This is a genomic window from Paracoccus yeei ATCC BAA-599 (genome assembly GCF_000622145.1).
Classification (GTDB): Bacteria; Pseudomonadota; Alphaproteobacteria; order Rhodobacterales; family Rhodobacteraceae; genus Paracoccus; species Paracoccus yeei.
Genome location: NZ_JHWH01000018.1, coordinates 55,778 through 68,038, shown reverse-complemented (window position 1 = coordinate 68,038; position 12,261 = coordinate 55,778). Strand labels below are relative to the sequence as shown.

The following is a 12,261-nucleotide window of genomic DNA, read 5'->3' as shown; positions in this document are numbered from 1 at the left end:
GGTTCGGCCCCAAGGATAAGATGACGACCGTCAAACCCGACCCCTCGATGATCGGCGGCGTGGCCAAGGTTCCGCTGGCCCGCCTGCCCGACCCTCCGGCCCTGTTCCGCACCCGGTCCGAACGCCTGGCGTTTCTGGCCGGGCACAACCCGAACCTGGGCCCGTATCTGCGTTTCCTGACGGCGATCTGTGACGCCCAGGCCCAGGTCGCGGCGCAGCTTCCGGCCCCCGATCTTCCCTCGGCCGAACGCCTGCAACAGGCCCGAAGCGCCGCCATGCCGCCGCTGGGGCCGTCCGACCTGCGCGCGGGCCTTGCCCGAACGCTCGACCGGCTGCTGGAGCGGTTGGGCCCCATCGACATGCCGCAGCCCGCGCGGCTGGCGCTGGACGCGCTGCGGGACGCGACGCCCTCGGACCGCGACTGGGTGCTGGAGAACGTGCTGGCGGGCACCATACCCGCCGACAGCGTGGCCCCGCACCTGTTCGCGGCGGCGGCCCTGCAGGTCCATGCCGCGCTGGCCGCCTCGGGGCTGCAGGCCGACCGGCTGGTGCCCGTCGGCATCGGCACCTGCCCGGCTTGCGGCGGAAGGCCCGTGGCCAGCCTGGTCACGGAAAACATCGGCGCCGAAGGCGCGCGCTATTGTTCCTGCGCCACCTGCCAGACGCTCTGGAACGAGGTGCGGGTGAAATGCACCTGCTGCGGCTCGACCAAGGGCATCACCTATCGCTCGGTCGAGGTCGAGGACGCCGCCGTCAAGGCCGAGATCTGCCGCGAATGTGGCAAATGGGTCAAGATCCTGTACCAGAACAAGAACCCCACGCTGGAAGCGGTCGCGGACGATGTGGCGAGCCTTGGCTTGGACCTGATGATGCGGGACACGGACTGGGTCCGGGGCGGCTATAACCCGTTCCTGGCAGGGTACTGATGGACCTGCGCGCCCTGCCCTCGGTCGACCGGCTGCTGGCGCAGGCCGATGCGCTGGTCGCGGCCCACGGCCGGGCCCTGGCGACACAGGCGCTGCGCGCGGAACTGGCCGCGATCCGTCAGGACCGGCCCCATTCCCTGCCCGATGCCGGCGCGATCCTGAAGGCCGCGGCCCGCGCGCTGGACGCCGCGGCCCGCTCGGCGCTGCGGCCGGTCCTGAACCTGACCGGCACCGTCCTGCACACCAACCTGGGCCGCGCCGTGCTGGCCGATCACGCCATCGCGGCGGCGCTGGACGCGATGCGCGCGCCCGCGGCGCTGGAATTCGACCTCGGCAGCGGCGGGCGCGGCGAACGCGACAGCCACCTGCGCGGCCTTCTGTGCGAACTGACGGGGGCCGAGGACGCCACCGTCGTCAACAACAACGCCGCCGCCGTGCTGATCGTCCTGAACACCCTGGCCCGGGGGCGCGAGGCAGTCCTGTCGCGCGGCGAGCTGATCGAGATCGGCGGCGCCTTTCGCATGCCCGCGATCATGGAACAGGCGGGCTGCACCCTGCGCGAGGTCGGCACCACCAACCGCACCCATCCCCGCGACTACCGCGAAGCCATCGGCCCCGACACCGCCCTGCTGATGAAGGTGCATACCTCGAATTATCGGATCGAGGGCTTTACGGCCGAGGTGCCCGCCCCGGATCTTGCCCGGATCGCGCATGACGCGGGCCTGCCCCTGGTCAACGACCTCGGCTCGGGCACGCTGGTCGATCTGCGATCCTGGGGCCTTGCGCCCGAGCCCACCGTGGCCGAGGCGGTGGCCGAAGGCGCCGACGTGGTGACGTTTTCTGGCGACAAGCTGCTGGGCGGACCGCAGGCGGGTTTCATCGTAGGCCGCCGCGACATCATCGCCGCCATCAACAAGAACCCGCTGAAACGCGCCCTGCGGCTGGACAAGATCCGCATTGCCGCGACCGAGGCGACGCTGCGGCTGTACCGCGACCCCGACACGCTGGCCGAACGCCTGCCGACCCTGCGCCTGCTGTCGCGCCCCGAGGCCGAGATCCGCGCCCAGGCCAAACGCCTGGCCCCGCAGGTGGCGCAGGCTCTGGGCTGCGCGGCGGCAGTCGTCCCCTGCGCCAGCCAGATCGGCTCGGGCGCGTTGCCCACGGACACCATCCCCAGCGCGGGCCTTGCCCTGACCCCCGCGCCCGAGGCGCTGGCAGCCCGGCTACGGTCGCTGAAAACCCCGATCATTGGCCGCATCCACGACGGCGCGCTGATCCTGGACCTGCGCTGCCTGCCCGACGACGCGGCGCTGCTGAACGCCCTGGCATGATCGTCGGGACCGCGGGCCACATCGACCACGGCAAGACCGCGCTGGTCAAGGCGCTGACCGGCGTCGACGCCGACCGCCTGGCCGAGGAAAAGGCCCGCGGCATCACCATCGAACTGGGCTTTGCCTATGCCGACCTGGGCGGCGGTGTCGTCACCGGCTTTGTCGACGTGCCGGGGCACGAGAAATTCGTCCATACCATGCTGGCCGGCGCCGGCGGCATCGACATGGCGCTGCTGGTCGTGGCCGCCGACGACGGCATCATGCCGCAGACGCGCGAGCACCTGGCGATCCTGGATCTGCTGGGCGTGTCCCACGGCATCGTGGCGCTGACGAAGGCCGACCTTGCCACGCCCGCGCGGATCGCCGAGCTTTCGGCCCAGGTTTCCGCGCTGCTGGCGGGTACCGGCCTGGCCGGGGCGCCCGTCCTGCCGGTCTCGGCGCTGACCGGCGTCGGGGTCGACGCCCTGCGCAACGCCCTGGCGGCGGCCGAGGCCCGGACCGTCCGCCCCGCCGACGCCGCCCGTTTCCGCATGGCCATCGACCGCAGCTTTACCCTGTCGGGCGCGGGCACGGTCGTGACAGGCACCGTGCTTTCGGGCCGGGTCTCGGTCGGGGACCAGGTGCTGCTTTCACCCCAGGGCATCCCGGCCCGGGTGCGCGCGATCCATGCCCAGAACCGCCCCGCCCCGACCGGCAGCGCCGGCCAGCGCTGCGCGCTGAACCTGGCTGGCCCCGCGCGCGAGGCCATTCATCGCGGCGACGTGGCGCTGGACCCGGACCTGCACGCGCCGACCGACCGCATCGATGTCGAACTGCGCGTGCTCGCGACCGAACCCAAGGCGCTGGCGACCTGGTTCCCCGCCCGCCTGCACCTGGGCGCAGCGGAAACCGGGGCCCGCATCGTGCCGCTCGAAGGGGCCATCGCGCCGGGCGAAACGGCGCTTGCCCAACTGGTGCTCGACCGTCCGCTTGCCGCGAGCTTCGGGGAACGCTTCATCCTGCGGGACGTGTCGGCCCGGCGCACCATCGGCGGCGGCCGGCTGATCGACCTGCGCGCCCCCGCCCGCCGCCGCGCCCGGCCCGAGCGTCTGGCCGCCCTGCGCGCCGCCGCTCTGCCGGATCCCCTGGCCGCGCTTCGGGCGCTGGCGGCGCTGGCGCCGGTCGATCTGGACGCCTTCGCCCGCGACCGCGCGCTGTCCGCCGCCGGTCTGGAAACCCCGGCGACCGCTCTGATCCCCGGCACCCGCCTGGTCAGCACCCCGGCGGCGCTGGACGGCCTGCGCCGCCAGATGGCCGAAGCGCTGGACGCCTTTCACCGCGACAACGCCGACCTGCAGGGCATCGGCCGCGAAAAGCTGCGCCTGGCGCTCGACCCGCGCCTGTCGCGCCCCGATTTCACCGCCTTCCTGCGCCACGACGCCGAGGCCGGCCGCATCGCCCTGGACGGTGCCTTCGTCCGCCTGCCCGGCCACCTGCCGCGCCTGTCCCCCGAGGACGAGGCGATGCTGGCCCGCATCCTGCCCCGCCTGTCGGGCGAGGACCGCTTTCGCCCGCCCCGCACCCGCGATTTCGCGACCGAGTTCGCCGCCGAGGAGGCCGAGGTCCGCCGCATCCTGCGCATGGCCGCGCGCCAGGGCCGGATCGACCAGATCGCGCATGACCATTTCTTCGCCCGCGCCACCACGCGCGAGATGGTGGCGATCATCCGCGACCTGGCCGGCCCCGGCAACGACTGGTTCACCGCCCCCGCCTTTCGCGACCGGGTGCAGAACGGGCGCAAGGTCGCGATCCAGATCTTGGATTTCTTCGACCGCCACGGCCTGACCTTGCGCCGCGGCGACCTTCGTCGCATCAACCCGCACCGCATCGACCTGTTCGGCGAGGCGGACGGACCGGGGCAGGGCGCGTAGCGGATAACCGCCCGTGTTGTTGCCCGCCCGCGGATGGCTTAACCAGGGCCGCGATGGAAGAGAATCGTCCCCGGTGGGGCGGCCGGACTTCAAATCCGGTTGGGGCAGCAGGCCTGTCCCGGGTGGGTTCGACTCCCATTCTCTTCCGCCATGAACACGGGGTGCGGGATGGAACGGGTCAGGCTCGGCGGCAGCGAGGTCATGGTCAGCGCGGTGTCGCTGGGGACCATGACATTCGGAAACCAGACCGCCCGGGACGAGGCGCACCGGCAGCTCGACATGGCGCTGGATGCCGGGATCGGCTTTCTCGATACGGCCGAGATGTATCCCGTGAACCCCGTGCGGCGCGAGACCGTCGGCCGCAGCGAGGAAATTCTGGGTGCCTGGCTGGCCCTCCGGGGAAACCGCGACCGGGTGCAGATCGCGACCAAGGCCACCGGACCCAGCGACAAGGTCCGCCCCGAAGGCTATGACGGTTCGACCATCGGCGACATCATCAACCGCTCGCTCAGGCGGCTGGGAACGGATTGCATCGACCTGTACCAGCTGCACTGGCCGGTGCGGGGCTCCTACGCCTTCCGGCAGAACTGGCGCTACGATCCGTCGAAACAGGACCGCCAGCGCACGCTCGACCACATGGCCGGCATGATCGAGGCGCTTAAGCAGGCACGGCAGGCCGGCAAGATCCGCGCCTTCGGCCTGTCGAACGAATCCGCCTGGGGCACCCTGCGCTGGATCGACACGGCCGAACGGCTGGGCGGGCCGCGCGTCGTCTCGGTCCAGAACGAATATTCGCTGCTCCACCGGCTTTACGACACCGACATGGCCGAGGTCGCGGCGAACGAAAACGTCACCCTGCTGGCCTATTCGCCGCTGGCCGCCGGGCTTCTGACCGGCAAATACGCCGAAGGAGAACCCGACGGCAGCCGCGCGGCGGTGGATCGTGCCGCGGGCGGATCGGGCGACCTGGGCGGGCGGCGCACCCCGCGCGCGGCGGCGGCGGTCGCGGCCTGGTACGCGCTGGCGGCCGAACTCGGGCTCGACCCCATCCACATGGCCATTGCCTTCACCCGGCAGCGGCCCTTCGCCTGCATCCCGATCATCGGCGCCACGACCTGCGACCAGCTGGACCACCTGCTTCGGGGGTTGGATCTGGTCCTGACCCCGGATGCGCTGCGCCGCATCGACCGGCTGCACCGCGACCATCCGCTGCCCTATTGAACGCGACGAAACCTTTGCCTTGCAGCGCGGGCCGTGCAACCTGCCCGCCAGCCAAAGGAGGATCGTCATGCTGCCCCCCGTTCTTGCCGGCCTGCGCCTGCCGGTCGTGGCCTCGCCCATGTTCATCGTCTCGGGGCCGGACCTGGTCATCGCGCAATGCAAGGCCGGCATCGTCGGCAGCTTCCCGGCGCTGAACGCCCGCGAAAGCCACGGCGAGCCGCCGCTGCTCGACGCCTGGCTGACCCGCATCGCGCAGGAACTCGACCGCCACAACCAGGAAAACCCCGACCGCCCGGCCGCGCCCTTTGCCGTCAATCAGATCGTGCATCGCTCGAACGCCCGGCTGGAACGCGACATCGAGATCTGCCACCGCCATCGCGTGCCGATCTGGATCACCAGCCTGGGCGCGCGCCCTGAGGTGAACGCCGCAGCCCATGACTGTGGCGGCATCGTGCTGCATGACGTGATCTCGAACAGCTTCGCGCGCAAGGCGATCGACAAGGGCGCCGACGGGCTGATCGCGGTCGCCGCCGGGGCAGGGGGCCACGCCGGCCAGCAATCGCCCTTTGCCCTGATCCAGGAAATCCGCGCCTGGTTCCAGGGTCCGCTGCTGCTGTCGGGCGCCATCGCCACGGGCCGCGCCGTGCTGGCGGCGCGTGCCATGGGGGCCGATCTCGCCTATATCGGCAGCCCCTTCATCGCCACGGCCGAGGCGAACGCCCCCGAAGGCTACAAGCAGATGATCGTCGATTGCGGGGCCGAGGACATCGTGAACTCGACCCTCTTCACCGGGGTGGCGGGCAACTACCTCGCGCCCTCGATCAGGAACGCCGGCCTCGACCCCGCCGCGCTCGGCAGCGCCGATCCCTCGACCATGGACTTCGGCAAGGCCAAGGCCTGGAGCCGGATCTGGGGCGCGGGGCAGGGGATCGGCGCCGTCCACGCCGTCCGCACGGCCGCCGAACTGATTGACCAGCTGGCCGCCGAATACGCCGAGGCCCGCGCCGCTCTGTGAAAAAGGCCGGGGCGCGCGCGCAACGCCCCGGCCTTCACCGTTTTCCAAATACCCCTGCGGCGATGCAATCCGCGCGCCCGCGAGGGATCAGGCGGCGGCGGATCAGGCCGCCGTCAGCCCCTCGGTCGAGGAAAAGAACATCGCCTGGCTTACCGCCGAACGAACCTGCTCCTCGGTATAGGGCTTCGAGATCAGGAAGGCCGGCTCCGGCCGCTCGCCGGTCAGCAGCCGCTCGGGGAAGGCGGTGATGAAGATCACCGGAATATCCCCCATGTCGCGCAGCAATTCGTTCACCGCGTCGATCCCCGACGAGCCGTCCGCCAGCTGGATGTCGGCCAGGATCAGGTCCGGCCGCTTGCCATGCGCCAGTTCCACCGCGGCGGAATGGGTGCGCGCGATGCCGGTCACGTCATGGCCCATCGACTGGACGATGCCCTTCAGGTCCATGGCGATGATGGTCTCGTCCTCGATCACCATGACCTTGCCGGCCATCGAATTCGACATCTCGGTCATCGCGATCTGGACCAGCTCCTCGGCCTCGTCCTGGTCGATCTGCATGATCGTGGCGATCTGCTCATAGCGCAGCTCCTCAATCGTGCGCAAAAGCAGCGCCTCGCGCGAATTGGGGGTCAGGCCGCGCAGATGCGCCTGGGCGCGGGCCTCCTGCGGGGTCTGGCTTTCCTGCTCGACCGGCTGGCCCGAGCTTTGCCAGATGGCATGGAAGGTGCGGAACAGACCGATGCGCGTGTCCTCGGTGTCCATGAGGCTGCGGTCGCTCAGGATGGCTTCCAAAGTGGCCACCGCGTAATTGTCGCCAGCGGTCTGGCTGCCGGTCAAAGCGCGCGCATAGCGGCGCAGATAGGGCAGCTCCCGGCGGATGGATTGTGCGAGATCTGCTGCGGTCATCTTGTCCCTCGAAAAGTGTTGGTCACAATGGAACTCGCAATGATAGGTAACCGTTGCATCGTGTGCGCACAAGAATTTCGGGAATAACCAAAAAATGAACAGCAAGCGTGAGGAACGCAGGCGGGCCGCCATCGAACAGCAGATCGACGAGAACCTCAAGCGGGTCTACGAACAGGACGCAACCCAGCAGATTCCGGACAAGTTCCTGGAGCTTCTGGAAAAGCTTCGAGACAACGGTTTCGATCAAGGGAACCCGGCATGACCCGTAACGCCAAGGCGGCACGCGCCCCTTCGGACCATGCCGACCCGCGGAACGAACTGGTGGACCATCTGCCGGCGCTTCGTGCCTTTGCGCTGTCGCTGACCCGCGAAGGCGCCTCGGCCGACGACCTGGTGCAGGACACCATCGTCAAGGCATGGACCCATATCGACAAGTTCCAGCCTGGCACGAACCTGCGGGCTTGGCTGTTCACCATCCTGCGCAACACCTTCTATTCCGGCCGCCGCAAGACCCGGCGCGAGGTCAGCGACACCGACGGCATCCATGCCGCCCGCCAGGCGACCCGCCCCGAACACGACGGCCGCCTTGCGCTGAACGATTTCCGCGCCGCCTTCGAAAAGCTTCCAGACGAACAGCGCGAGGCGCTGATCCTTGTGGGCGCCTCGGGCTTTTCCTATGAAGAGGCCGCCGGCATGACCGGCGTGGCCGTGGGCACGGTTAAGTCCCGGGCCAACCGCGGACGCCGCCGCCTGGCCGAGTTGCTGCAGCTTGAAGAAGGCGAGGAACTTGAGATGACCGATCGTGCCACTCTTGCCGTGATGGCCCAGAACTCTCCCATCATGCGCTGAGGAACCGGCGACATGCTTCGCCGCATGCTGGAGAAAAGCGAGTTCCCGAAGGGACTCGGTTTTCGCCTGGGTGGGCTTCTGTCGGTGGCGATCCTGCCCATCGGCCTCATTTCGGTCATCCAGACGCTGCATCTGTCGCGCGAATACGAACGCTCGTCGGAAATCGCGCTTCTGGGGCGCACGGCGACGGCGGCGGCCGGGGAACGGGCGCTCTTGCAAAGCGCGCTCGGCACGGCGGACGCGCTGGGCCCGGCCGTGCTGGAAATGCTCGACCAGCCGCAGCCCTGTTCCGACATCATGCGGGGCGTGGTCCAGCGCACGGTGAACTTTTCCTATGCCGGCTTCACGCGGCTCGACGGGACGACCGAATGTTCCTCGGTTCCCGGTCCGCAGGATCTGTCGCAGGACCCCGCGCACCGGCTGTTCGTCGAAAGCCCGGGTACGCTCATCGCCAACAGCCGCATGGGCGCGACCTCGGCCGAAACCACCATCGCCGTGATCCAGCCGCTTTACCGCGGGGCCGAGATGCTGGGTTATATCGCCGTCTCGATGTCGCGCGACATGCTGCGGTCGGCCCATATCGCGGGCCTGGGCGGGGATGACGCGCGCATCCTGACCTTCAACAGCCAGGGCGAGCTGCTGTCGCGCGACGAAAACAGCACCGGCAACGTGGTCGAGCTTCTGCCCACCGGGATCGCGCTGCCCGCGCTTCTGGCGCGCAGCGAGACGACCTTCACCGACCGCACCGCCAGCGGCGAAAAGCGCGTGTTCAGCGTGGTTCCCGTGGTGCCGGGCCTGGTCTATGCGCTGGGCTCGTGGACCCGCCGCGAATCCGGCATCGCCGGCATCGACCTGACCACGCGCACCGCGCTGGTGCTGCCGCTGATCCTGTGGGCGGCCTCGCTGGGGGTGGCCTATTTCGCGGTCTATCGGCTCGTCCTGCGCCACATCCGCGAATTGCGCAGCCAGATGCGGCGCTTCGCCATCGGCGACCGCTCGGCCCCGCCGCCCGTCCTGGTCGACGCCCCGGCCGAGATCGAGGACATGAGCCAGACCTTCCACAACATGGCCCGCATCCTGATCCGCGACGAAGAGGCGATGGAGGCCGCCGTCCAGGAAAAGACCGTCCTGCTGAAAGAGGTCCATCACCGGGTCAAGAACAACCTGCAGCTGATCGCCTCGATCATCAACATGCAAAGCCGGATGATCCAGCACGACGACGCGCGCCAGGTGCTGCGCTCGGTCCAGGACCGGGTGGCCTCGCTCGCGACGATCTACCGCAACCTCTACCAGGCCGAGCATCTGGATTCGGTCGATGCCGACCGGCTGGTCAGCGACATCATCACCCAGATGACCCAGGCTTCGCTGGAGCCGACCGCGCATCTGCGCATCGAGACCCGGCTGGAGCCGCTGGTCCTGATGCCCGACCAGGCGGTGCCGCTGTCGCTTCTGGCGACCGAGGCCTTCACCAATGCGCTGAAATACGCCGGCGCGCCCGAACCCGGCGCGCAGCCCTGGGTGCAGGTGACGCTTTGTTCCGAAGGCCCCGACCGTGCCCTGCTCGAGGTGCGCAATTCCATCGGCGGGGCGCGGCGCGGCGCGCCCGGCACGGGGCTCGGCAGCCAGCTGATCGACGCCTTCGCCGCCCAGCTGGAAGGCACGGCAGAGCTTGACGAGGACGAGGGCCAGTTCACCCTGCGCCTGCATTTCCGGGTCGAGCCCTTGCAGAAGCGCAGCACTGCGGCGCCGCCGCCGGGAAATGTCGTCCTGACCTCGGCCGCGCGGCCGGGGTCGCGGCACTGACCGTCCGGGGCCCTGCGGGGGCAGGGGACGCGGTCAGCCCTTCTCCTGCTCCGCCTTGGCCGCCGCGCGCAGCGCCCGCGCCGCGACGACCCGGCGCCTGCGCCCCATCTCAAGGTTGATGAGCGCGCCGAGCATCACCGAGAAGCCGCCCAGATAGAACCACATCAGCAGCGCGATCACCGCCCCGATCGAGCCGTAGATCCGGTTGTAGCTGTTGAAGTTGTTCAGATAGACCGCGAACCCGTAGGACGCGAGCGCCCAGGCCATCGCCGCGAACAGCGATCCCCAGGTAAAGACCGGGGTGCGCGGCGTCTTCACGTTCGGGCCATAGCGGTACATGATGCCGATGACCACCTGCACGATGACGAAGATCGCAACCCAGGGCAGCGAACTCAGCAGCCAGCGCCGCAGCGCGACATCGGGCAGGAAGTTGAAGGCGATGGGCACCACGATGATGGTGGCCAGCCCCATCAGCACCACGCCCACGATCACCAGCGTCAGCACATAGGCCAGCAGGAACCCCATGATCGTCGAATGGGACCGCACGCCATAGGCCGCGTTCAGCCCGCGCACCAGCGCATCGACCCCGGCGCGCGCCGAGATGGTGGCGATCAGGAAGGAAATCGCCGTGGTCCAGCCCAGCTGCGTGCGCCCCGCCGCGATCAGCGAATTGATCTGGCCATAGATGATGTCGGCCGCGCCCGCCGGGATGAACTCGTCGGTGGCGTGGACGTATTGCTCGATCAGGTGGGGGTCGTACCACAGGCCCCACAGCGCAAACAGCGCCGCCAGCCCCGGAAACACCGCGAACATCGCGTAAAAGGCCACGCCCGCCGCGATCAGGCTCATGTGGATCTTGTCCATACGCTCGAACAGCGCCATGAGGAACTGCCACATATCCTGGATCAAAGAGCCGTCCTTTCTGCCTCGTGGTCCCCCGATCCTGCGGCAAAACGCCTGCCGCCGCCACCCCGGCCTGCCGCGTGGTCAGGCGTTTTCCGCCGCGCTGTAGCGCAGCCACACCGCCTTGTCCCCCAGCTTAGCGACGAAGGCCGCGTGGGCGGCCACCTCGGCCTCGGTCAGGCGCGGGGGCAGCGGACGCGGCCGGGGCGGGCGCGGCAGGGCGGTGCCGCCGGGCCCCGTGCCGCCCGCGCCCATCCCCGCCGTTTCCAGCACCAGCCCCGGCTGGCGCCCGCCGCGCAGCGCCAGATAGACCTCGGCCAGCAGCTCGCTGTCCAGAAGCGCCCCGTGCAGCGTCCGGTTCGAGTTGTCGACCCGGAACCGCCGGCACAGCGCATCCAGCGAGTTCTGCGCCCCCGGGAACTGCATCCGCGCGATTTCCAGCGTATCGACGGCCCGCGACCAGGGCATCGCCGGAAAGCCCGCGCGCTGCAGTTCCCAGTTCAGGAATTTCATGTCGAAGGCGGCGTTGTGGATCACCAGCTTGGCGTCGTCGCCGGCGAATTCGACAAAGCCCGCCGCGATCTCGGCAAAGACCGGCTTGTCCTTCAGGAACTCGTCGCCCAGGCCGTGCACCTCGAAGGCGGCCTGCGGCATCGGCCGTTCGGGGTTGATGTAGACATGATAGGTCCGGCCCGTGGGCAGGTGGTTCCACAATTCGACCGCGCCGATCTCGACGATGCGGTCGCCGGTCTCGGGGTCGAAGCCGGTGGTTTCGGTATCCAGGACGATCTCACGCATGGGGGCGTTTTGCCATGATCGCGGCGCAGATGTCCATGATCGCCGCGCGCGCGCCCTCGAGCGTTCCCGAGGGGATCACCCAGTCCGCCAGGCGTCGCTTGTCGGCATCGGGCATCTGCCGCGCCAGGATCAGCCCCAGCGTCGCCTCGTCCATGCCCGGCCGCGCCAGCACCCGCGCGCGCTGCACCGCCGCGGGGGCCGAGACCACGGCCACCCCGTCCATCTCGGCCTGATAGCCCTTTTCGTAAAGCAGCGGGATGTCCAGCACCACGATGGGCGCGTCCCCGTGCGCCGCGACGAAGGCGGCCCGGTCGGCCGCGACCAGCGGATGCACGATCGCCTCCAGCCGGGCAAAGCCGCCCGGATCGCGCGCCAGTTCCGCCTTCAGGGCCGCGCGGTCCACCGCGCCGCCCGCGACCACGCCGGGGAATGCCGCGCCGACCGGGCCCACGGCGGCGCCCCCCGGCGCATAAAGCCCGTGCACCGCCGCATCCGCGTCCCAGACCGGATGACCCAGGTCGCGGAACATGGCGGCGGCGGTCGATTTCCCCATGCCGATGCCGCCGGTCAGGCCCAGCCGGTAACTCATGCCCGACACC

General features: G+C 69.6%; 12 protein-coding genes and 1 tRNA gene. 9 read left to right on the top strand and 4 right to left on the bottom strand.

Features of this window, described 5'->3' with window-relative positions; genetic code table 11:
* Window positions 1-20 precede the first annotated feature (20 nt).
* From fdhE to BU28_RS0111370, 6 genes are all read left to right on the top strand, one after another.
* A complete protein-coding gene (fdhE, locus tag BU28_RS0111390) occupies window positions 21-926 on the top strand; it encodes a formate dehydrogenase accessory protein FdhE (RefSeq protein WP_036762712.1) in 906 nt (301 codons plus the stop codon).
* Window positions 926-2,257 (top strand): L-seryl-tRNA(Sec) selenium transferase, encoded by a 1,332-nt coding sequence (selA, locus tag BU28_RS0111385; protein WP_028719599.1) that lies wholly within the window; start codon window positions 926-928, stop codon window positions 2,255-2,257. The genes fdhE and selA overlap by 1 nt, the downstream gene beginning before the upstream one ends.
* Window positions 2,254-4,167, top strand: a complete 1,914-nt coding sequence (gene selB / locus BU28_RS0111380) for a selenocysteine-specific translation elongation factor (RefSeq protein ID WP_028719598.1) — start codon at window positions 2,254-2,256, stop codon at window positions 4,165-4,167. Before selA ends, selB begins: the two co-directional genes overlap by 4 nt.
* 55 nt (window positions 4,168-4,222) lie before the next feature.
* A tRNA-Sec gene (locus BU28_RS25445) sits at window positions 4,223-4,318 on the top strand.
* 17 nt (window positions 4,319-4,335) lie between these two features.
* A complete protein-coding gene (locus BU28_RS0111375) occupies window positions 4,336-5,388 on the top strand; it encodes an aldo/keto reductase (RefSeq protein WP_028719597.1) in 1,053 nt (350 codons plus the stop codon).
* Between the two features lie 67 nt (window positions 5,389-5,455).
* The gene (locus BU28_RS0111370) at window positions 5,456-6,403 is read left to right on the top strand and encodes an NAD(P)H-dependent flavin oxidoreductase (RefSeq protein WP_028719596.1); all 948 of its coding nucleotides are present in this window, start codon (window positions 5,456-5,458) and stop codon (window positions 6,401-6,403) included.
* A gap of 102 nt (window positions 6,404-6,505) precedes the next feature.
* Here the strand turns inward: BU28_RS0111370 and BU28_RS0111365 are convergent, their stop codons facing one another.
* Window positions 6,506-7,309 carry a response regulator gene (locus BU28_RS0111365; RefSeq protein WP_028719595.1) on the bottom strand — a complete coding sequence of 268 codons (804 nt, stop codon included), beginning with the start codon at window positions 7,307-7,309 and terminating at the stop codon, window positions 6,506-6,508.
* 94 nt (window positions 7,310-7,403) lie between these two features.
* Between BU28_RS0111365 and BU28_RS0111360 the strand changes: the two genes are divergently transcribed.
* The 3 genes from BU28_RS0111360 to BU28_RS0111350 are packed head-to-tail and all read left to right on the top strand — an operon-like array spanning window position 7,404 to window position 9,961.
* Complete coding sequence (locus BU28_RS0111360) at window positions 7,404-7,571, top strand: NepR family anti-sigma factor (protein ID WP_028719594.1); 168 nt, start codon at window positions 7,404-7,406, stop codon at window positions 7,569-7,571.
* Window positions 7,568-8,158, top strand: coding sequence for an RNA polymerase sigma factor (locus BU28_RS0111355; RefSeq protein WP_028719593.1), 591 nt, complete (start codon window positions 7,568-7,570; stop codon window positions 8,156-8,158). The genes BU28_RS0111360 and BU28_RS0111355 overlap by 4 nt, the downstream gene beginning before the upstream one ends.
* A gap of 12 nt (window positions 8,159-8,170) precedes the next feature.
* Window positions 8,171-9,961, top strand: coding sequence for a sensor histidine kinase (locus BU28_RS0111350; RefSeq protein ID WP_028719592.1), 1,791 nt, complete (start codon window positions 8,171-8,173; stop codon window positions 9,959-9,961).
* 33 nt (window positions 9,962-9,994) lie between these two features.
* On the opposite strand, the gene BU28_RS0111345 is transcribed toward BU28_RS0111350, so the two are convergent.
* From BU28_RS0111345 to coaE, 3 genes are all read right to left on the bottom strand, one after another.
* Window positions 9,995-10,870, bottom strand: coding sequence for a YihY/virulence factor BrkB family protein (locus BU28_RS0111345; RefSeq protein ID WP_028719591.1), 876 nt, complete (start codon window positions 10,868-10,870; stop codon window positions 9,995-9,997).
* A gap of 78 nt (window positions 10,871-10,948) precedes the next feature.
* Window positions 10,949-11,662, bottom strand: a complete 714-nt coding sequence (dnaQ, locus tag BU28_RS0111340; protein ID WP_028719590.1) for a DNA polymerase III subunit epsilon — start codon at window positions 11,660-11,662, stop codon at window positions 10,949-10,951.
* Window positions 11,655-12,251: a dephospho-CoA kinase gene (gene coaE, locus BU28_RS0111335; protein ID WP_028719589.1), complete on the bottom strand. Its 597-nt coding sequence runs from the start codon at window positions 12,249-12,251 to the stop codon at window positions 11,655-11,657. The genes dnaQ and coaE overlap by 8 nt, the downstream gene beginning before the upstream one ends.
* Window positions 12,252-12,261: the final 10 nt, after the last annotated feature.

Bases quoted from the DNA above. Each gene is read 5' to 3' on its own strand.
- fdhE (WP_036762712.1), top strand. From the start codon at position 21: ATGACGACCGTCAAACCCGACCCCTCGATGATCGGCGGCGTGGCCAAG.
- selA (WP_028719599.1), top strand. From the start codon at position 926: ATGGACCTGCGCGCCCTGCCCTCGGTCGACCGGCTGCTGGCGCAGGCC.
- selB (WP_028719598.1), top strand. From the start codon at position 2,254: ATGATCGTCGGGACCGCGGGCCACATCGACCACGGCAAGACCGCGCTG.
- BU28_RS0111375 (WP_028719597.1), top strand. From the start codon at position 4,336: ATGGAACGGGTCAGGCTCGGCGGCAGCGAGGTCATGGTCAGCGCGGTG.
- BU28_RS0111370 (WP_028719596.1), top strand. From the start codon at position 5,456: ATGCTGCCCCCCGTTCTTGCCGGCCTGCGCCTGCCGGTCGTGGCCTCG.
- BU28_RS0111365 (WP_028719595.1), bottom strand. From the start codon at position 7,309: ATGACCGCAGCAGATCTCGCACAATCCATCCGCCGGGAGCTGCCCTAT.
- BU28_RS0111360 (WP_028719594.1), top strand. From the start codon at position 7,404: ATGAACAGCAAGCGTGAGGAACGCAGGCGGGCCGCCATCGAACAGCAG.
- BU28_RS0111355 (WP_028719593.1), top strand. From the start codon at position 7,568: ATGACCCGTAACGCCAAGGCGGCACGCGCCCCTTCGGACCATGCCGAC.
- BU28_RS0111350 (WP_028719592.1), top strand. From the start codon at position 8,171: ATGCTTCGCCGCATGCTGGAGAAAAGCGAGTTCCCGAAGGGACTCGGT.
- dnaQ (WP_028719590.1), bottom strand. From the start codon at position 11,662: ATGCGTGAGATCGTCCTGGATACCGAAACCACCGGCTTCGACCCCGAG.
- coaE (WP_028719589.1), bottom strand. From the start codon at position 12,251: ATGAGTTACCGGCTGGGCCTGACCGGCGGCATCGGCATGGGGAAATCG.